Here is a 20,780-nt window from a genome sequence, read left to right as displayed (position 1 = left end):
TTCACACCTTTAAAAAACTGTTTATACGCGCCAGGTTGTCTCCCAGAGCTTCATCGCCTCTGGCTTTTCTCAAGTTATTCCTATCTTTTTCGACCATCGAATCGTTTTTCGATGGCAGTTGTTTAACGGTGTTACTCTTTATAAAATCTAAGAATTCAATGCATTGAATAGACATATCAGACAGCCTATTCCACATAGGATTTTGCATGTGAGTTTCATGATAAAAAATATGCTTCTTCAAAACGACTTTAGTGCCAAAGTAAATAGCAGCATTAATGGTCGCACCAGCTTGAGAGCGATCATGTGCCGTCACTAACAACTCTGCCCGGGCAATCAAATCAAAATAGTCATCTTTCGATAAAAACTCAGTTAGAATTTCTACACGATTTTTTGAAAGCCCTTTTGACAAAGAATATCTATGCATTTCTGAGGCATACCCTACAGGAGCATTATATGAGCATGGCACAATAATCTTATAATCATTTATATCTTTTTTGGCAGATAAAGCGTCGAATATTTCAACATGATTATTACCAATATCGCCACTATTACCAATAATAATTAACTTTTCCTTTGTAACAGGCAAACTTTTATCAAGCTCATCAAAAGGGAATCGGTAAGCAAAATCAAAATGCTTCTTCTGCCCAAACAAGCGTTTGTATACTGTGTAATCATCGCTTGTTACGGTTGCAACACAAGCGATGTTCTCCACCAAATTTAACATTTCTTTATTAGCTTTTTTATATCTGTAAACATCCCCCCCCCATATTACCCATGCCATTCTCTTATATTCACCAATTTTTGCAACTAGCCGCTTTTGCCAATCAAAGAAAAGACCATGAACATATACACCGCTAACATTTTGTTGCTTGCATACATCAACAATTTTACTAAATTCTTTTGAGGCATCAAAGAGAACCACCTCTGCACCACTAGGATTCAAAGTGTAACCTTCGATACTTTTTGCTTTATCAATCAAGAACAAGTTCTTATCTAAAGCAGTTCCATTTACAGAAGAGCACCCCTCAATCAAAGATTGGGTATGCATATTATTGAAGCATATATGCAAAAAGTAGCTATCTTGAGCTTTCCTCAGCCGCTTTAAAACATCATCGAGCGTATATGAAATAGATTGATGGTCACTAGAAAGACCTACACCTATAGCTTTCTCTGGCTCTCTTTTAACAAGCTCACTTTGTGGAAGTATGCCTGAGGATGAGTGCACTTGTGTCACAGGAGCAGCTAACTCCTCACCCACCAAGTACTCCTCAGCCTTCTCCTGACTCACCTGAGCCAACAGTTCATACGTCATATCTTTAATGCCATAAATCGTATGCAGTAGAAAGGCGAGCTTGGTGCGTTGATTATCGCTTAAATTGGCCATACGCTCATGGCTAGGTAGGAAAATAGCATCGGCACTTTCTAGCTCGGTGGCTTGGCGTTTTTTCGTGGGCACGCTCTCTGGCAAGTGGCTGATGTAGCGCGATGCATTCAAGCGATAAAAACGAAAGCCATTACGACTTGCCCAGTATTGTAATTCGGCAAGATTAGGTTGACGCTTATGAGTAGCTTGAAAAGCCACTTGCACTTCAACTAACAGCGTATCTTTTAAAGCTTCAGCTCCATTCTCAAGTATTGTTGCAGCATCACTTAAACCATCGAGGACTAACCAATCTAAGCTCGCTAGCCCCTGAATCGAGTCTAATGCAATTGTACTTATTGGAAGCTTCGTTAAAACTCTAGCACCAAGTCGTTTACTGGGAGGCAGTTGCTCATTCGGCAAAGGAGGTAAAGTACTACTCAAGGTCGGCTCCAAACATGCATATAATGTTGTCGACTTACCATCGCCTAAAAGTGCATGTTGGAATAACTGAATATTTTTGTTAGCTGTAAAAACTTCGCGGTTTTCAATCAAGCTTTGTGGGTCAAATGCCACAATCGCAAAGGCATTGGTTTTAACCATTAACGACAGAGCACGGTTTCTCAACGTTTTACTGGCATTATCTAGTACTACAATTTGTCCATCAAACTTCCATTTAAAGCCTTTCTCAGGCTCAGGAGGCTTCTCTTTCACCTGTATGTCCAGCAGCTTTTGATCGTCTTCAAACCAAAGCTCGCTATTTTTATTGAAAGCAAGCGCCGCTGGCACTTTGTCTTCGCAGTAACGCTGCCAAATGGCGCGCATGGCCAGCATTAAATGTTTTGCAAAACGGCGACCATCGCACATTGGGGACTGTAAAAGCACCTGCCTCAAACTATTACGAATAGTGCTCAAACTATCTGTATCACTAGCAAGTTCAATTACCCTTTCGCGGTACTCATCCCAGTTATTTACCACCAATTCAGCCATATCAGCATTAATTAGGTGCGAAGCGCTATGCCGCCCAGCGAACGTAGGGCCAGGCAAAGTGACTACTGGCACGCCCATCAGCAACGCTTCACAGGTGCTTAACCCACCAGAGTAAGGCCATGGGTCAAGGGCAATATCAACACGGTTATAACTATTAAGCAGCTCACGATGAGCCGCTGGTCCTTCTAACAATACTCGTTCCCGCTCAACCCCCAAGCTTTCCATCAACGCATAAATGCGCTCGCAGAAGCTTTCGCTAGTATAGGGTTTTCCCTTAAGGAATAAACGTGAGTTTGGCAATTGATTCATCAATATTGCCCACTCAGTCAATAATTGAGCATTAAGCTTGGTAGGATTGTTGAAACATCCTAAAGTAATGAAATCATTAGATAGTGCAGGTAACGGGCCAATATTAGGTGTATACGTTGGTTGAGAGTAAACGATATAATCGTCTGGTAGCCGAATTAATTTTTCAGTATAGTGCTGATCTTCACCCTCAGGTGTTTCAATATGGTCACTTATTAAATAATCAATTGCTTCAACACCGGTGGTGTTGATCAGCCCGCCGACCCATTTCACAATCAACGGCGCAGGCTGCATAGAAATAGCTTTTGAGCGCGTTCCTGCATTATGGCCCGCTAAGTCAAATAAGATATCGATCTTATCATCGCGCACCTGCTGGTTAAATGCAGCATCATCTTGATACTTGACCATTTGCCACTGGCTTGCCAGCGCTTGAAAACGCTTAGTAATCGCATCATTGCTCGCGCTGGTCGAGTAAAAATAAAACTCCATTTCCTCTGGGTGCGTATTTTCTAGTGCCGCAATAATCATGTTGCCGACGGGGTGCTGGCGAAATCCATCTGAAAGCAGCCCAATCCGCAGTTTTCTGTCAGGCGACCTATTCTCAGGAACAGGGCGTGCAGGTGGTTTCTTTACGCCATAACGCGACTGCCATTCTCGACAAACAGCGGCTATATCACTTTGCTGCTTCGAAGGATCATAATGAAATCCGGTAATCAGATTAGAAAACGGTGTTGAATTATCTCCATACTTGATCGCTTGAGAGAAGCTATTCGCTGACGACGCTAGTTTGCCTAGCTCACGTTGAACAACTCCCAGTTCATTCCAATATCTCAGGTTTTCTGGGTGGTGCCTTGTCAAAGCTTCAAGTACTGCCTCTGCTTCTTCATATCGGTGCAGGCCAAAAAGGGCGCGTGACTTAGCATGCAATACGTCCGAATTCTCAGGTTCGACATTTTCAGCTTTTTCTATCCATTTCAAAGCACCAGCAGATAAACCATTGTCAAAGTCAATCATCGCAAGAATGATCAAGGCGCGTACACTGTGCTCATCCAAATTAAGAGCGTGCTTGGCACTTTCTTTGGCCAGCAAGAACTCACTTGCGCCTAAGTAGGCGGCGGCAAGCCAAGCGTGAATATGTGCGGCTTCCCCACTCAAGGATACCGCTCGCTGAAGCGGCTCTATGGCTTCTGAATGGCGGTTAGCGGCGATATAGGCGACCCCTAGCTGCACCCAGACCTCTGTCTTGTTTGGCGTCTTGCTAGTTAATCGTTTGGCCTGTGCTACTGTCAGTACTCGCTCGGCATGAGGAGCTTGTTTAGTGCCAAGTGTAGAGGTATGTATTTTGAGTCGACGAGATTTAGCCATTAGTAACTCTGCTGATAAGGATCGTTTAGGCAGTTTATGCGTCTAGCCTACTTGAATATCCAGATATTTTGCCACTTATCCATGATAATTATTAATAAAAAACCGGCTCCGAAGGAACCGGTTCATTAACAACAGATAATAAAGCCAAAGCTCTATCATCAGGCTTTAAATTAGCCCAGCAGAGAAAGAACGCTCTGCGGTAGCTGATTGGCCTGAGCAAGTACAGAAGTACCCGCCTGCTGCAGGATCTGTGCACGCGTCATCTCAGCAACTTCCGTTGCATAGTCTGCATCTTCGATGCGTGAACGCGCTGCAGAAAGGTTCGTTTCGTTGGTGCTCAAGTTAGTAATAGCGTCTTCGAAACGGTTTTGCACAGCACCAAGGTCTGAACGGAAAGAGTCGATTTTGCTAAGCGCATTATCCAAAGTGCTTAACGCATCAACGGTACGTTGGATATTGTTGCCTTCAGCGTCTTGGGCAATAGAAATGCTAGTAATAGTACCGGCATCTTGATCAATATCGACTTTAGCTTCATAGGTTGCATCGTTGCCAAATTCATCCTTGCCTTGAAGGAAATAGTTACCTTCGCTGTCAGACACAAGATTCATACCTTCTGGCAAGTCTGCATCAGCTACAGCAACGGTATCTACTGAGGAGAGGACTGCTTGCGTTTGCGCACCACTGTCTACGTCTACATTAGCAGTTGCCAGCGCAGTGCCGCTTGAGTCCCAAGTTACCTCACCGGTATCATCATCCAACGTACCAGCATAGTATTTGCCATCGTCTGCAAATACTGCGTAGTCAGCGCTGCCTGAGTAAGAATCAGACAGGCTGTAAATTTCTACTGCATTGGCACCATCACCACCGGTTGCTTCGATGTTGTAGAGATTATCACCGGCTGAGGGAGCATCAATAGACACATCGATTTCACTGACTCCGGTACCCGCTGCACCAGGACTAGTAATGTTTGAAAGCGCTACCTGCTGTAATGCACTAGAGTCTTGAATGTTACCTGTAGTAGGGTTGCCAGCAAGCTGGATACTTACTTCACCGGTAGTGGTGTCGCGGTTGACGTCCACAGCGTAGTAATTACCATCTGCACCGCGTAATGCATATCCATTTTCAACGTCTTCACGGGCAAACAGGTTACCCTGTACTGCAGCCGTGTTAGCACCAAAGAAATCTGTAATGGTGTCACCTGCAGTTCCTCCGTTAGGAACTACATCAAGACCAACGAGAGTTGATTGAACACCTGCAGTGCTACCATCAACAACGATGTCACCAACAGCAACTTGCTCAGTGATAGTTGTTACACCATTCGGGGCGTCAGCATTGACGATATCAGCTTCGTCAATCGCCCCAGCACCAGAGTCAAAAAAGTATTCGCCTGTCGTGCTATTTTGTTGTAGTGCGTAGAAACTACCGTCACTACCACGAACAGCGAAATCTGTACCTACTGATCCACCTGCAGTTGCCGCAGCAGCCTCTACCTGGAAGACACCATCCGCAGTGATCTTAGATGCAGCTGCACCTGTACCTGGAGTAAACGTATTAACGGCGGATAAAGAAACCTTATCCTCGACAGCGCCTTCCAATTCAATATCGGTAACGTCTGAGAAGTTAGTGCTGGACAGCATATTGCGGACATCAAAGGAAGCCACACCTAGCGTACTGCTGTTAGTAGTCTCTAGGTTAACTGTGATGGTTTGACCATCTTCTGAACCTACTTGAATCTGAAGCGGCTCAGTTGATTCAGATAATACGCGCGTACCGTTGAAGTCGGTTTCTTCTGAAATACGGTTTATTTCAGCAAGGCGCTGGTTAACTTCATCTTGAATAGATTTCAGGTCATCTTCACTGTTGGTGCCATTTTGCGCCTGAACCGTCAGCTCACGAATACGTTGAAGGTTATCGTTGATTTGGTTCAAGCCACCTTCAGTAGTTTGCGCGATAGAGATACCGTCGTTGGAGTTACGCTGCGCTTGAGCAAGACCGCTAATCTGGGCGCTCATACGGTTGGCAATGGCTTGCCCAGCAGCGTCATCTTTGGCGCTGTTGATGCGCAGGCCAGAGCTCAGACGCTCCATAGAAGTTTGCAGTGCGCTTTGTGATTCACGCAGGTTCTGCTGCCCGATCATCGATGTGATGTTGGTATTGATCACTGACATGGTGATTCTCCTTGCTGGAACACTGGCCTAGAAGGCCCGCTTTTCGGCCACGTTGTGTGCCGTTGTATTGATTAACGGCATAAGGAGGAGAACCTTTAGGGCGAATAGTAAAAAATTATGTAAATTTTAGTGAACGCTGACCAACATAGCGCTACATAGCTGGTCAAGGCGCTGCATTTTTAATCGTAGAGGGGTATTGTACGTTCATACGAATGCAGTAGAGGACGCACCATGTCAACAACCTACCTACCTTTGCTACTAGGCGGCATCGCTGTTGTGTTAGGGCTAATAAGCGCTGTGCTTTTTTACAAGGTGGTGATTGCACCACGTAAGGCTGAGCTTTCCTCTCAGCAGGCCCCTACTCCCTCAGCAGAGCAGGCGGATACCCCCAGCTATCAAAGCCAGCCTAAAACAACCAGCAAGCAGAGCAAAAAGCCGACCCAGCAGTGTTTGTTTGTGATGTTTGATGCGCCCAGCCAAGCCGTTAACCAAGCGCTGGGGGAAATGCTCACCGAGAAAAATGCCTTTTATGAGGCGGAGCTAGGCGCCTTCCATCTTCCGCCGGGGCCGCAGGGCTACCCGATTATGCTGGCTAGCGCTACCTCGCCGGGTAAGCTGCCGCCGCTACATAAAGAGCATAAAGAGGGGGAGCATACGCCGGTGCAGGGGGTGTCGATCTTGATCCGCTTTTTGAACACGCGAAAGGTGTCGCGCAACCCGGAGGATTTAATTACCTTCACCCATGAGGTGGCGGCACTGGGTGGCAAAATTTTGGATGCTAAGCGTAAACCCATCACAGAAGAGAGTTTGGCGGCCATGTACCGAGATGGGGATTAGCTGGAAAGGCTTAAGGTTGCTTCGTTGTTGTGCCCTGCCATCATGTGCGCGTATTAAGAAATGTGCCGAAATCCTTCGCCCGCTGAAGCGGCCTCCCACTTTAGACTGACTCTCACTTTGCCTGGCTTCTACTTTTGACTGAGACTCTGTGAGGGCAGCCTTATGAGTGCCCCAAGGGGTTTGTCAGGATAGGACTTGTAGTGAATTCAGTGCTTGGTTTCGGCGCGGAGTTTCGCTACTTCTTCCAAGGGGAGTTCTTCAATCTCGGCAATGAGCTGGTCGCTCATTTCTGTTAAAGCAATCAGCTTGCGCGCTGCGTTGCGCTTGCCCTCTAATGCCCGCTGTTCGGCTTCCTGACGACCTTCTTGCCGGCCTTCTTGGCGGCCTTTTTCAATACCTAAGCGCTCAATGGTGTTCACGTAAGGCATGTGTTTTTCCTCCTGTATCGCATAAACCGCTTGCGCAAAATCAGGGTCTAGGCGTTTTGGTAACTGGATCATCCAATCGATAATGTTAAATAGCCGTAAAATTTGTTCGCGGTTGTAGCCACGCTCATATAAAAGCCTAATGAGGGCTACTTTGGTGTCTTTGCGCGTCGCGCTATTTTTCACCCGTTTAGCCTGGATCTGGGCCATCACTACCAGCGCAAAAACGTTGTCGCTGGTTTCTAGCGCAACCCAGTTGCCTTCCCAATCTATCAGTTTAGCCGTAGGAAAGGTAAAGGTCAGTTCACACCCCCAGCGCTCGTAATGAAACGTTGTGGGGCGGAAGCTTTTACGGGTATCTGCCAGTACTGCAAGGCTGACCACTTCCATTGCGTAGCGATCCCGCAAGCGATACTGATAGGTAAACATCCGCTCGGAAAATTCAACTTCGGGCTCACCCTGCACTTCAACGTGAATCAGCACCCAGGTCTCGCTACCGTCTTTGGCATAGACTTTGATCAGTTTGTCGGCGTAACGTCGGCCGCTTTCGGCACCAACCGTAATCTGTTGCAATTCTTTATCAAGGAAGCTGTAGCCTTTTGACCAATCAACGTGCTGGTTTATCGTCGGAAACAGCAATTCTAGAAATTCTTTAAAATATGCCTCTAACGCCATTTTCCATGGGCTGTCATGGTCAGCGCGGTGACGGTCATCTTGATCGCTCATGATGGCTCCTCTATTGGTACATATACCTTACCAAAGAGCGTTCTTGAATTGGTGAGAAGTCGTGCACAACAGTATTGTCGGCGACACCACCTAAACACAGATTACCTTTTTAGGTTCGTGCTTGATGGCTGTGCGGATTTTTCTACGTATTTCACAAAGTAGCCATTTTATTTTGCCAAGCGGCCTCTTTCTGAGCGGTTCACTTTATTGCCCGTTGAGGCCGCTTTTGGCGTTATTGGCTACCATGACGTTAGCTACTTTTTACGGCCTAGCTGGTAGTCTAGCGCTTCAAACTGCTGGGTTAGGTAGCTACTCATGCTGTTCATCTGGGCAATCATGCTATCTAGCTGGCCGAACTGGGTGCGGTAGCGGCTGATGGTGCGCTCGATGGTCACTTCCATGCGTTCAAAACGCTCGTCTAGGCTTTTCACTCGGTTTTCGGCACCGCTAATCGCTAGCTTGACTACTCCGTTATCGCCAAGCATTCGCTCTACGGTACTGTCGAGCTGGGCTGCCAAGCCATTCCCTGCTTCGCCACCTACGAAAAAGTCGCTGAGTGCTTGGGGGTTATTGGCGACTAGATCGCTGATTTTATCGTCATCCATTTCCAGCGTGCCGTCTCGTTGCAGGGTAATGCCTAGCTGGTTAAGCGTGGAAAGCTCGCCCCCGGCTACGCCTCCCGTCAGCACACTACGCAGGCGGCTTTCAATGGTGCGCACGGTGCTGTCGCCTACCAGCTCACCGGCAGTGTCGGCATCGCCGCTGAAGCTGGTGAGTTTTCCAATGGTGCCTTTTAGGTCGTTAAACGCTTTTACAAAACCGCTAATCGCTTCGCGCTGCTTGAGCGTATCGCGCTCTACATTAACCGTGCTGGTCGCCGTTTCGCCTTCGGCAATACTCAACTCTGCCAGGTTGAGCGTGACTCCTTGAATGGCCCCTTCGATCTGGTTTTTGGCACTGCTGATGGCAATGCCATTGACGGTTGCGCTGCATCTTCGCCAGCACGCTTGGTGGCGGCATCTTCAGCAAAGGGCCCTGCCACCGTGACTTCAGGGGATTGGCTGGTATCGACAAAGCTAAAGCTGGCAATAGAAGCATCCGCACCGGTATTTTTAGAGCTGAGCGCCAGCCGGTAGCCTTGGCCATCGTTGATGATGGTGGCGTTAACGCCTGCATCTTTATTGGAGTTAATGGCATCGCGTATCGCCGAAAGGCTGCTGCCGGGGGCGATATCAATATCCACAGCGTCCGCACCACCAAATTCCAGCCGTAGGGCCGTTGCACCTTGCAGGTCTAGCGGGGTGTCTCGGTCAGTCACACGGGTTGAGGCCAGGGTGCCAGAGGTGGCTAACTGCGATACCTCTACCCGGTAGCTACCGGGCAGCGCACTGGCGGAGGTAGTGGCTTTAATGGCATCGCCACGCACGTTGGCGGAAAGGCTTTGGTAGAGCTTCGGGTCGTTGAGTTTCGCTACAGCATCTTGAAAGCTGTTTAGCGATGTTTGCAGCTGGCCGTAGGCAGAAATCTTATCCTGCTGTTGCTCTTTTTGGCGGGTAATCGGCGCGAGTTTGCCCCGCTCCGCTTCTTGAAGCTGATCTAATAAACCGGTGAGATCCAGGCCAGAGCCGACGCCTAGAGAGGTTATTGTCGCCATGCAGATGTTCCTCGATGCAAAAGGCTAAACCCACAGTCATTGATACAGTGCGCCAACAGTGGCGTTGCGACTGAGTTTAATAGTCTTTTTATCGACGGAACAGCGGCTAACTTTAGGCCTTTTTTATCACTTAACTACGAATACCCCATTACCCCAACAAAAACGCCTGCTTAGCGCAGGCGTCGTTTTGCAGCGTTTTTGCCAATGTTAGCTTAATTGCGGCCTAACTGAGCATCCAACGCATCAAACTGTTGAGTGAGGTAGTCACTGGTTTGGTTCATTTGGGCAATCATGCTATCCAACTGGCCAAACTGGGTACGATAGCGAGAAATGGTCTGCTCGATGGATTGCTCCATGCGCGTGTAACGCTCGCCCAGCGACTCAATGCGGGTTTCAGCGCCTGAAATCGCGCCGGATACCGTGCCATTAGTGCCTAGCAACTGCTCGATGGTTTGGTTGACTTGGCCTGCCATGCCTTCGTTATCGGCAGCGCCTGCAAAAAAGGCAGAGAGCGCATCCTGATCATTGGCAATGGCATCATCTAGCTTGCCGCTATCAATTTCCAACGTGCCATCGCGCTGTAGTGAAATACCGATATCCGTCAGCATGGAGAACTGGCCTTCGATACCTCCACCCAGCACACTGCGTAAACGAGACTCCACCGTGCGTACCGCACTGTCGCCCAGCAGCTCCCCAGCAGCGCCCGTTTCAGCATTAAAGCTGGTGAGTTCGCCAATGGTGCCTTTTAGATCGTTGTAGGCATCGACAAAGCCGGTTATCGCTTCGCGTACTGCACGAGTATCTTGCTCTACTGCCACGGTGCTATTTCCCTCTTCCTGAAGGTTCAGTGTTACTCCTTGAATGGCTCCCTCTACTTGGTTGGTAGGGCTAGTGATGGCCACACCGTTAACATTCAATTTCGCATCTTGGCCTGCTTGCGTAAACTCTGATTTCAACTGCCCGCCAAATTCCTCCCCTAGCGTTATGCCTGAGATAGATGCGTCTTCACCGGTTTGCGTGGAATTAAGCGCTAGCCGGTAATTTTCACCATCAAAGATAATAGAGGCAGAGACACCACTATCTTCTTTCGCGTTAATGGCATCGCGTACTTCTTCAAGCGTGCTGTTGGCAGCAATGTCTACCACAACGTCAGCTTGCTCAGCGCCTGCAAAGTTGAGTGTCAGCTTGGTCGCTTCTGTGGTCAGGGCGGCAGTTGAATCCGGCACGCTTTCGGTTGCCAGGGTGCCCGATGTGGCTAACTGAGTGACGGATACGTTATAGCTACCGGGCTGCGCTTCGCCATTGGCCGTGGCAGTGAATGCTTCACCGCTAACGTTGGTCGAGAGGCTCTCATACAGTGTGCTGTCGTTGAGAGCATCCGCTGCGTCCTGAAAGGCAGAAAGGGCCGTTTTCAGCTGGCCGTAGGCGGAAATTTTGGTTTGCTGGGTTTCCAGTTGTCGCTCGATGGGTTCCAGCTTGCCGCGTTCGGCTTCTTGCAGTTGGTCTAGCAAGCCGTTGAGATCAAGCCCTGAACCGATACCCAGTGATGAAATGGAAGCCATGCGTTACGTCCCTTTTTCGCGTTGTGCGGCCGTCTTACCGATTTTGCGGCAGCCATTATTCAAGTTAGCTAATTAGTGATTTATTCGGCATTGAGACTATTAACTTTAACAAATTTATTAGCCCTGGGCTTACCCATTTATCAGAAACAACAAACCAAAGCTATAAACCTATGTTTATTAAGACTTTCTACCGACACCCACATAGCAAACACCCGCCTCACTCAACGCGCTGGGTGCGTATAAATTACGCCCATCTACCACTAATTTATTGTTTAGCTGGCTTGCTAACCAAGTGAAGTCAACGGTGCGAAATTCTTTCCACTCTGTGCAAATAACCAGTGCATCGGCACCTTTTACTGCCTGTATGCGATCACCTGCGAGCATCAGGTCGTCACGCTCGCCATACAGCCTTCGGCACTCACCCATCGCTTCCGGGTCGAACGCTTGCACCTTCGCCCCTGCTGCCCACAGGGCTTCCATCAGTGCTCGGCTGGGCGCTTCGCGCATATCATCGGTGCCGGGCTTAAATGCTAGCCCCCAAATAGCAATCACTTTCCCCTCTAAGTTACCGAGGCTCTCTTGCAGTTTTATGTAAAGCGTTTGTTTTTGGCGCTGATTAACGGCTTCTACGGCTTTTAATAATTCCGGCGTGTAACCTAATTGCAAAGCAGCTTGCTCAAGGGCGTGCACATCTTTCGGAAAACAGGAGCCGCCATAACCACAACCAGGGTAAATAAAGTGATAGCCAATACGCGGGTCGCTTCCGATTCCCCGGCGTACATCTTCAATATCAACCTTTAAGCGCTCCGCTAAATTCGCCATTTCGTTCATGAAACTAATTTTGGTCGCTAGCATGGCGTTGGCAGCATATTTCGTCAGTTCTGCCGCTCGCACGCTCATAAACATCAGCTTGTCGTGGTTGCGGTTATATGGCGCGTAGCAGGCTTTCATGCGCTCTTTTACCCGCTCGCTCTCGGTGCCTACGATAATGCGGGCGCCGCGGGTGAAGTCGTCAATGGCAGCGCCTTCTTTCATAAACTCAGGGTTGGAGCACACATCGAAAGGGTGTTCAACCTTACGTTGCTGTAGCACGCGGCTGATGGTGTCTCTCACACGCTCGGCGGTGCCTACCGGCACCGTCGATTTATCCACCACCAGCTTATAGCCCTGCATGTGCTGGCCGATACTTTCCGCGACGCTTAATACGTACTGCAGGTCGGCGCTGCCACCTTCGTCTGGCGGGGTGCCCACCGCGATAAACAGCGTGTCGCTTTCGGTGACCGCGTGGGCGGCATCTGTGGTAAACCGCAGGCGTCCGGCGGCGACGTTATGGGTAACCAGCTGGCTCAGGCCTGGCTCGAAAATAGGGATCTCACCACGGCTAAGCTGTGCGATGCGGTTAGCATCAATATCCATGCAGATGACCTGATGACCCACATCCGCCAAACACGCACCTGCCACGAGCCCTACATATCCGGTACCAAAGACACTAATCTGCATAATCAACCAGCTCTAAAAAGGAGTGCCGCAAGCCTATCACACCTTTTTTGTAATTCAGATGACACGCAAAACTCAGCCCAATACATAGACCTTGGTCTAACACTCCTACTGCTTTATAATGCACTGCAGCACACCCATTTTGCTGCGATTGCAGGAGCAACCTACCATGCCCGCTGAAGCATTATCCCCCGCGACCACTGCTTCCTTCCACGTACAGCGCAGCTTGCGCCACTGCCTTTCTAGCGTAGCGGAACTGCTTTATGAGAGCGGCCATGTGCTTGAAACCATCACCCTGATACAGCGTGGTTTATCGCACCAGGAGTTGATCTCTCTGAGCCATCAGCACCCCCGTTGGGCGCTTTGCCAGCAAGTGTTGGAAGAGAGTGATGCCGCCACTTTTAATGACTATGGCCGTTTTGTGTTAACAGCCATGGGCCGCGAGCTGATGTTTGATATGTTTGGGCAGGGAGCCGCAGACTGCGCCTAACGCGTTAGCCAAGCGCCCGCTAGACAGGAGCGGGCGCTTGGCAGCACAGGCCAGGGGGATAGAGTGAGTGGTACAGCAGCGTAGCGCTTAGCGTAGGCCCAGTAGGGAAAGAATAAACAGCACTACCACGATCAAACCCACGATATAGATGATGTTACGCATAACGGTGCTCCTTGCTTGTTGCGTTTTCGAGAAAGCAGATGGTTGCTCACCCTTGAGCTGACCCTTCCAGCCTAGCAGGCTTTGTTTTGTTTTGCGTAATCAGCCCCCCCTATCGCGGCCCGCCTTATCAATCAGCGCGAAAAACCTAGTAAAGCATTAGATGAGACTCATCACTACTACCGTGAAGGTCACGCCGGTAAGCAAGAATCCCAACGCCAGCATCAGGCCATCTCTGGCCACCAGCCCCAGCCCAAACAGCGTGAGTGCCAATCCAGCGCCATTGGCACTGAAAGGGATGAACTCCATGGGTGGCATCGCTAACGCCACCAGCAGGCAAGCGAAGGCCGTCACCCGAATACCGATGTAGCCGGTCATCCAAGCCAAGCGCACGCCCAGCAAGCCATCGACCCATTTGGCGGGCTTTTTCATGTAGTGCAGCGCTTTATCAAACTTCTGCCGTGATAAAGAACGCTTAAGCAGCCATTTAGGCAGCCAGAACGTTTCCCGCCCTACCAGCAGCTGTGAAGAGGTCAGCAGCACTAACACCGCCATCAGTGTTGGCATGCCGGGGATATCACCAATAATCGGCGCCAGCGTTATCAAGCCTGCCAATAGAAGCAGCGGCCCAAACGAGCGTCTCCCTACCGCATGCACCACATCATCCACACTGACCTGCGCGTTTTCCCGCTCCATCCGTTCCATGGCGTGGATCAGCTCGGTTAAATTCGTCGCATCCTGCGTTTCTTTCATAGGCACTGCGGCGCTCCTTTGCCATTGAGCTCTGTTTAAAGTAGGTATGTTTCGCGTCGATCTGTTTAGCTCAGGCCTGTTGAACATCGCTGCTTGGTTAATCGCTTGGCCTCTATAGGTTAGCCCCTGGTGCCGCTCGCCACCCAAGCTTTACGCTGCCTGTTCAAGCCCTTTTAACCTTGTCACTCTTTCCGCTTGGCAAGCTGCTCTTTGAGCTGCTTGGGCACTTGCTTGATGATCAGCCGGTCCTGGGTTTCGTCATACTCAATGCTGGAACCCAGCAGGTGTGAATCAAAGCTGATCGAGACGCCTCCAGCGCGGCCAGTGAAGCGGCGAAACTGGCTGATAGTGCGTTTGTCCGGCGGGATTTCCGGCGAAAGGCCGTAGTCGGCGTTGCGAATATGGTCGTAAAACGCCTTGGGCTGCTTCTCATCCACTAGCTCGGAGAGCTCTTCCAGCGTCATGGGTTCGCCTCGGCGCAGCTGCTCGTTGGCGTAATCAACCAGAGTATCGGTTTTTTCCCGGCTGGCGTCGTCGTCCAGGTCCTCTTTTTCGACGTAGTCGCTAACCCGAAAAATTCATAAAAAAAGGCGAACCTTGCCCAACCCATTGATATAATGGGAGTTACGCCAATAACGCTTCGGAAGAAGCTAAACAAGGTTCGCCCATGTCCAATTCTATCCCAACTCAACTGCGCTTTCCTCCCTTTGCCGGCTTTACCGTGCGAGCTGATTTCGAGGGCGGAGCGTTGTCATCCGACTTTGGCCCCCTGCTGCTGCGTGGGGTGGACCAACAGATTGGCCTGGTTCATCGACTGGCCCAGGCCATCGACGACCGCCGTCACGCCTCTTATATCGACCACTCACTTTCCGATCTATTAACTCAGCGGATCTTCCAGATCGCCTGTGGCTATGCCGATGCCAATGACGCCAACACCCTGCGCCGTGACCCGATGTTCAAGCTCGGCACCGAACGCAAGCCGCTTGAGCCAGAGCAGGATCTGGCCAGCGCACCGACCTTCTCGCGCCTGGAAAATGCCGTTAACACCCGCGACCTTTACCGTCTCGCCGAGGCCTTTGTAGAGCAGTTTGTCGCCAGCTACGCCAAGCCTCCAGAGATGATCGTGCTGGACATGGATCACTCCGAAGACCAGACCCACGGCCAACAGGAACTGGCGTTTTATAATCACCATTACCAGAGTCACTGCTACCTGCCACTGTTTCTGTTTGAAGGTCTGTCGGGCAAGTTCATTACCGCGGCACTGCGCCCCGGCAAACGCCCGACGGGGGCAGAGAACGCAATGATCCTCAAGCGGGTGCTCAAACGGCTGCGCCAGCATTGGCCCGAGACCCGCATCCTGCTGCGTGGTGATGCTCATTTCGCCAACGTGGAATTGATGCAACTGGCGCTCGACGATCCGTACACCGATTTTCTGTTCGGCCTGGCCGGCAACAGCCGTCTGAAAAAACTGGCCGAGCCACACCTGCAATCCACCCGGCGGCTGCACGATACCCGCTGCCATAACGCTCGCCTCGCGGAACAGGCCCCGCCGCAACGCTCGCGCACCTTCCACGAGATCGATTATCAGGCCCGTTCCTGGCCACAGGCGTTTCGCACTGTCCTGAAAGCCGAAACCATGGCCCTCGGCGATAACCCCCGCTTCGTCGTCACCTCCCTGGAAGAGTCAACCCCGGAAATACTGTACGCCGAGCTGTATTGCGCCCGGGGCCAGGACGAGAATTTCATCAAGATGATGAAAAACGACCTGGCCAGCGACCGCACCTCGGATTGCCGCTTTGCGGCCAACCACCTGCGCCTGTTTTTCTCCTGCGCCGCCTATGTGCTGCATCACGCCTTGCGCGCCGAACTGTTGCAAGGCACCGAGTTGTCCCAGGCCCAGCCCTCGACGGTCATCATCAAGCTGTTCAAGCTGGCCGTACGGGTGGTGCAGTACAAAGACCGCATCAAGCTCCACCTGCCAGGTAGCTGCCCGGTCAAGGCCCTTCTGCACACAGTCACCGAACGGTTATATCGCCTGCCTCGGCCCAGGTTAAACACCGGCTGAGCCGCCGTCGGCGCTCGTGGCCACCTCCATCTCGGGCTCGGGAGGCCTTCCCTCGCCCGGACGCTGGAATTGATCGAATAATAAACACTTAAGGCCGGTGACTGGATGACATCAGAGCGACATTGGCGCGCATACTACTAATAATTCTCATATCTGGGCGTAATGGGCTAACCGAGAAAATTTCGTGGCTGCTGCTTGGGGTGTTTATGAAATGTTCGGGCTAAAGGCTTTCAGCAGCGTGCGGGTTTCGGCGGGGGCATCGATGCCCTCTTCCATGCCCAGCAGCGCCGCTACGCCATCGGCGAGCTTTTTACCGCCCCGGTCTTTTAGAAACGAGACGTACTGCGTGCTTTCCACACCGCTCTGCCACTGGGTCAGGTTGATGCGGGCTGCCAGGGTGAGTTGGCTCGTGTTCAGTTGGGCGGCAGGCACCGCTTGGTGCGCGTCGTTAAAGCCGATACCTTCCCGTTGGTGAATGAGGGCCATCAGCAGCGTTTCCGTATCGCCCTGTTGTAGATGGGCAATGACCAAGTAACCGCCAACGGAGAGCTGACCCTGCAGCGTTTGGGCCAGTCGCTCGGCCATCGCGTTCGCCAGTTGAGCAAAGGTTTGCTCGTCGGCTTGATACGCCGTGAGCCACGCCAACAGCGGCCCGGCCTGCTCGCCCTGCTCGGCAAAGCGCCCCCAGCCCTTCGCTTTGGTGTTGTAGGTGTCGTTTAGCGCATTCACTAGGCTGGCCATCACCGTGTCGTCACTGGCGGCGGCCTCGGCAGGCGGGGCCGTCACACTTAAGCGTTCGCCGTCGAGGGATGGCTCAAGGCGGTAGACAGTACTTTGCAGTAGCGGCATAAACAGGCATTACCTTTATAAAAACGTCGAAGAGGTCACTTCAGCATCAGGGCTTTAAGCGGTAACCGGTGCGGAAAATCCAGGCAATGGTGGCAAGGCTTGCCGCCAAAAACAGCAAAATCATCGCCACGCTGGCCCCCAAGCTGACATCGCTAATGCCGTAGAAGCTCCAGCGGAAACCGCTGACGAGATACACCACCGGATTCGCCAGGGTCACGCTCTGCCAAAACGGAGGCAGCATATCGATGGAGTAGAAGCTGCCGCCCAAGAACGTGAGAGGGGTAATCACCAGCAGCGGCACGAGCTGCAGCTTGTCGAAGCCATCCGCCCAGATGCCGATGATAAAGCCCAGCAGGCTAAAGGTGACGGCGGTCAGCACCAGAAACGTCAGCATCCAAAACGGGTGGGCGATCTCAAGCGGCACAAAGAAGCTGGACGTGCCGAGAATGATCAGCCCCAGCAGTATCGATTTCGAGGCCGCCGCCCCTACGTAGCCCACGACAATCTCCAAATAGGAGATCGGCGCCGACAAAATCTCATAGATGCTGCCGGAGAACTTGGGAAAAAAGATTCCAAACGAGGCGTTCGAGACGCTCTGGGTCAGCAGCATCAGCATAATCAAACCAGGAACGATAAACGCGCCGTAGCTCACCCCGCCAATTTCGGTAATCCGCGAGCCAATCGCCGCGCCAAACACCACAAAGTAGAGCGAGGTAGAGATCACCGGCGAGACAATGCTCTGCAGCAGCGTGCGGCGAGTGCGGGCCATCTCCGCCATGTAAATCGCACGAACGGGATAGAGGTTCATGAGCGCTCCTTCACCAGGTCCACGAAGATATCTTCCAGCGAACTCTGCCGGGTGTGTAGATCTTTAAAGCTGATGCCCGCCTGCTCTAGCTGCGTTAACAGGGTAGAGATCCCTCGCCCCTCCTCTTCCTGGCGGCCATCGTAGGTGTACACCAGTTCAAAGCCATCGGCGGCCAAGCTGAGTTCTTCCTGCGCCAGCGCAGGCGGCAATTCTGCCAGCGGACTGTGGAGCTGCAGGGTGAGCTGCTTACTGCCCAGCTTTTTCATGAGCGCGGCTTTCTCTTCCACCAGCACGATCTCGCCGCGATTGATGACGCCTATGCGGTCGGCCATCTCTTCGGCTTCTTCAATGTAGTGGGTGGTGAGAATGATCGTCACCCCATCGTCCCGCAGCCCGCGTACCACGTTCCACATATCCCGCCGCAGCTCGACGTCCACCCCGGCGGTCGGCTCATCCAAAAACAGAATGCGTGGCTCGTGGGAGAGCGCCTTGGCAATCAGCACCCGCCGCTTCATACCGCCGGAGAGGGTCATCAGGCGATTGTGGCGTTTATCCCACAGCGAGAGCGACTTGAGCACTTTTTCGATATGGGCGGGGTTGGGGGATTTACCAAACAGGCCACGGCTGAAACTCACCGTGTTCCAGACCGTTTCAAACGCTTCATTGGTGAGTTCTTGCGGCACAAGGCCAATCCGCTCGCGGGCTTGGCGGTAATCGCGCACGCTGTCGAAGCCATCGACAATGACATGACCTTCGCTGGGATTGACCAAGCCACATACCAAGCTGATCAAGGTAGTTTTACCCGCCCCGTTCGGGCCAAGCAGTGCAAAAATTTCGCCGCGCTGGATGGTTAAATCCACGCGGGTGAGCGCCTGAAAGCCACCTTCGTAGGTTTTATTCAGGCCATCGATGGTAATGATGGGGTCGTTCAAGGCGTACTGCTCCTTAAAGCTTGGCCATCATTGGCCAAAAAGGATTTATCCGCACCCGGTTGACATGCCGTGCTGGCAAACAACTCGGGCCTCTTGACGCTCAGTTGCGCCGGAGAAACGTCCCAACAATATTCGCTTGACCTCGCCGTGCGGCATGTACCGCGTAATGTCGGGGTCATCAAGCCTTGCCAGGACATTCCGCGCAGCATTGACATCCGCCTGGATCACGTCCCCGTTTGCACGGTAAAACTTGTCGCCACGGCGCTCACCTTCCAGGCGTCCCGTGATCGAGTCCATTTGCGACGTATAGGCGGCGTTCACGATGTCGTGACGGGTGCCACGCTGCTGCGATACTTCGTCGAGCGCCTGGGCCAGCACCCCCTTGGCCCAGTGGCTCATGCGGCGGTTGTAATCCCGCCACTGTACCTTGCCCGCGATGGGCTGAGTCAGGTCTTCCGAAGCGAGAAGCGCCGCCTCGTCCATGATGGTATGAGCCGCCTGATAGGCGATGGTGCGAAGGTGCTGCTGGGTGCGCTGGCGGCGAGCCACTTGCTTCTTCTTACCCAGATTATTGGCGCGGATGCGTTCGGCCTTAGCGATCCGTCCTGCCGCCCGATGCTTCTTTTCCAGGGCGTGCAGGCGATTGCGCGCCTTGCCAGTGGCGGATACCTGATGGCTGTACGCAGTGAGCACTTGACCGAACGACTCGCCATGATGCTGGCCTTGCGAGTCAGTGAAGGCCTCCGTGTAGCCCTTATCGACACCCATTACCTTGTCCCCATGAGGCCGCCCTGGCGGTTTCTCGTAGGCATAATGGATCTCGACCTTTCCCTCCCGAACGATGACGCGCAGATTCTTCTTTTCCAGGCTGACGTTCTTGCCTGACGTCGTGGTGTATAGCGTGATGCTGCCGCCCACCTTTTTGGACAGATGCAATGTAATAACCAGTTGGCCGTCGATGATTCGCTCACTGTGCTTGTCGGAACGGACGACGAACTGGTTACTACACTGGCTTTTGCCATGCCTGAAATGTTTGCGCATCATGCGATGCAGATAGGTATCTTCTAGCCATTTGTCCTGTTTCAGCAGCGTGTAGAGGCGTTTGCGTTCGGTTTCGTCCGTGGTGCGTGCGGCCACGGCCCGGCGCACCTTGTGCTTGGCAGCCGCCTTGTAGGTCAGGATGTCGTTGATCACATCCTTAGTGGATTCGGCGCGAACCGTGCCATCCAGTGGCAAGTCTGTATGCCAGCCACCCTGGGTTATTTCCTTGCGAACGGCGCTGGCGCTCTTGCCAACGGTACCAAGGGCACCGTACCGGCGCCAAAGGTCGGCCCGAATGAACCCCATCGTCCGGCACATCGCCAGCAAACGCGAAAGATCCGGACTCGTTGCATGAAGAATGCGTGTGACGGTGGTCATAACACTTCCTCTCTCGGCTCCCTGGCCGCGGGATAGTCTCCTTACATCGCGGGACAGCGCAGAACCAGCGCAGCGCGATGTCAATGGCACCGCGACATGGCTGCCGCGATGCATGACGGCCTTTAAAAGGTATTAAGTGCGGCTGGTGATTTCGAGCAAGTGATAGCCAAACTGAGTCTGTACCGGCCCGTGAACCTTGTTGAGCTCACCGCTGAAGACGACTTTGTCGAATTCCGGCACCATTTGACCGGGGCCAAAGCTGCCCAGGTCACCGCCTTGGCGGCCAGAAGGGCAGCTGGAGTGCTGCTTGGCTACATCCGCGAAATCGCGGCCGTTTTCGATCTCTTGTTTCAGTGCGTTGCACTGCTCTTCACTGCTTACCAAAATATGACGGGCGCTGGCGCGAGCCATAACG

At 51.9% G+C, this 20,780-nt stretch carries 16 protein-coding genes and 1 pseudogene; 3 read left to right on the top strand and 14 right to left on the bottom strand.

What is annotated here, in order from left to right:
• Window position 1: 1 nt before the first annotated feature.
• Together AC13CY_RS11830 and AC13CY_RS11825 are read right to left on the bottom strand one after the other, a co-directional pair.
• A complete protein-coding gene (locus tag AC13CY_RS11830; protein WP_483052554.1) occupies window positions 2–4,021 on the bottom strand; it encodes a TDP-N-acetylfucosamine:lipid II N-acetylfucosaminyltransferase family protein in 4,020 nt (1,339 codons plus the stop codon).
• A gap of 170 nt (window positions 4,022–4,191) precedes the next feature.
• Complete coding sequence (locus AC13CY_RS11825; RefSeq protein ID WP_483052553.1) at window positions 4,192–6,189, bottom strand: flagellin N-terminal helical domain-containing protein; 1,998 nt, start codon at window positions 6,187–6,189, stop codon at window positions 4,192–4,194.
• A 231-nt stretch (window positions 6,190–6,420) separates the two neighbouring features.
• On the opposite strand from AC13CY_RS11825, the gene AC13CY_RS11820 reads away from it, so the two are divergent.
• On the top strand, window positions 6,421–7,026 hold the full coding sequence (locus AC13CY_RS11820; RefSeq protein WP_483052552.1) for a hypothetical protein: 606 nt from the start codon (window positions 6,421–6,423) through the stop codon (window positions 7,024–7,026).
• 206 nt (window positions 7,027–7,232) lie between these two features.
• Here the strand turns inward: AC13CY_RS11820 and AC13CY_RS11815 are convergent, their stop codons facing one another.
• From AC13CY_RS11815 to AC13CY_RS11795, 5 genes are all read right to left on the bottom strand, one after another.
• Complete coding sequence (locus AC13CY_RS11815; RefSeq protein ID WP_054645117.1) at window positions 7,233–8,177, bottom strand: RpnC/YadD family protein; 945 nt, start codon at window positions 8,175–8,177, stop codon at window positions 7,233–7,235.
• Window positions 8,178–8,431: 254 nt separating this feature from the next.
• Entirely contained in the window at window positions 8,432–9,109 is a 678-nt protein-coding gene (gene fliD, locus AC13CY_RS11810; protein WP_483052567.1) for a flagellar filament capping protein FliD, read from the bottom strand.
• Window positions 9,076–9,831, bottom strand: a complete 756-nt coding sequence (gene fliD, locus AC13CY_RS11805; protein WP_483052551.1) for a flagellar filament capping protein FliD — start codon at window positions 9,829–9,831, stop codon at window positions 9,076–9,078. Before fliD (AC13CY_RS11805) ends, fliD (AC13CY_RS11810) begins: the two co-directional genes overlap by 34 nt.
• 212 nt (window positions 9,832–10,043) lie before the next feature.
• On the bottom strand, window positions 10,044–11,393 hold the full coding sequence (gene fliD / locus AC13CY_RS11800) for a flagellar filament capping protein FliD (protein ID WP_483052550.1): 1,350 nt from the start codon (window positions 11,391–11,393) through the stop codon (window positions 10,044–10,046).
• 177 nt (window positions 11,394–11,570) lie between these two features.
• Entirely contained in the window at window positions 11,571–12,893 is a 1,323-nt protein-coding gene (locus AC13CY_RS11795) for a UDP-glucose dehydrogenase family protein (protein WP_483052549.1), read from the bottom strand.
• 166 nt (window positions 12,894–13,059) lie between these two features.
• Here AC13CY_RS11795 and AC13CY_RS11790 point away from each other — a divergent pair, with 166 nt between their 5' ends.
• Window positions 13,060–13,380 (top strand): hypothetical protein, encoded by a 321-nt coding sequence (locus AC13CY_RS11790; RefSeq protein ID WP_054645118.1) that lies wholly within the window; start codon window positions 13,060–13,062, stop codon window positions 13,378–13,380.
• A 318-nt stretch (window positions 13,381–13,698) separates the two neighbouring features.
• Here the strand turns inward: AC13CY_RS11790 and AC13CY_RS11785 are convergent, their stop codons facing one another.
• Complete coding sequence (locus tag AC13CY_RS11785) at window positions 13,699–14,292, bottom strand: exopolysaccharide biosynthesis protein (protein WP_289113500.1); 594 nt, start codon at window positions 14,290–14,292, stop codon at window positions 13,699–13,701.
• Window positions 14,293–14,474: 182 nt separating this feature from the next.
• Window positions 14,475–14,858 (bottom strand): annotated as a pseudogene (locus tag AC13CY_RS11780) (nucleoid-associated protein); the annotation flags it as partial.
• Window positions 14,859–14,959: 101 nt separating this feature from the next.
• Between AC13CY_RS11780 and AC13CY_RS11775 the strand changes: the two are divergent.
• Window positions 14,960–16,357, top strand: a complete 1,398-nt coding sequence (locus tag AC13CY_RS11775) for an IS1380 family transposase (RefSeq protein WP_289114228.1) — start codon at window positions 14,960–14,962, stop codon at window positions 16,355–16,357.
• Between the two features lie 204 nt (window positions 16,358–16,561).
• On the opposite strand, the gene AC13CY_RS11770 is transcribed toward AC13CY_RS11775, so the two are convergent.
• From AC13CY_RS11770 to AC13CY_RS11750, 5 genes are all read right to left on the bottom strand, one after another.
• Window positions 16,562–17,206 carry a nucleoid-associated protein gene (locus AC13CY_RS11770; protein WP_483052548.1) on the bottom strand — a complete coding sequence of 215 codons (645 nt, stop codon included), beginning with the start codon at window positions 17,204–17,206 and terminating at the stop codon, window positions 16,562–16,564.
• A gap of 46 nt (window positions 17,207–17,252) precedes the next feature.
• Entirely contained in the window at window positions 17,253–18,014 is a 762-nt protein-coding gene (locus AC13CY_RS11765) for an ABC transporter permease (protein WP_044630024.1), read from the bottom strand.
• Entirely contained in the window at window positions 18,011–18,946 is a 936-nt protein-coding gene (locus AC13CY_RS11760; protein ID WP_289124090.1) for an ABC transporter ATP-binding protein, read from the bottom strand. The genes AC13CY_RS11765 and AC13CY_RS11760 overlap by 4 nt, the downstream gene beginning before the upstream one ends.
• Window positions 18,947–18,991: 45 nt before the next feature.
• Window positions 18,992–20,365 carry a transposase gene (locus AC13CY_RS11755; RefSeq protein WP_287836579.1) on the bottom strand — a complete coding sequence of 458 codons (1,374 nt, stop codon included), beginning with the start codon at window positions 20,363–20,365 and terminating at the stop codon, window positions 18,992–18,994.
• Window positions 20,366–20,497: 132 nt separating this feature from the next.
• The gene (locus AC13CY_RS11750) at window positions 20,498–20,776 is read right to left on the bottom strand and encodes a peptidylprolyl isomerase (protein WP_016915098.1); all 279 of its coding nucleotides are present in this window, start codon (window positions 20,774–20,776) and stop codon (window positions 20,498–20,500) included.
• Window positions 20,777–20,780: the final 4 nt, after the last annotated feature.

This window comes from Vreelandella sp. L-15, assembly GCF_056857635.1.
Note: the sequence above shows the minus strand (reverse complement) of the source record. Positions and strands in the feature narration are given on the sequence as shown.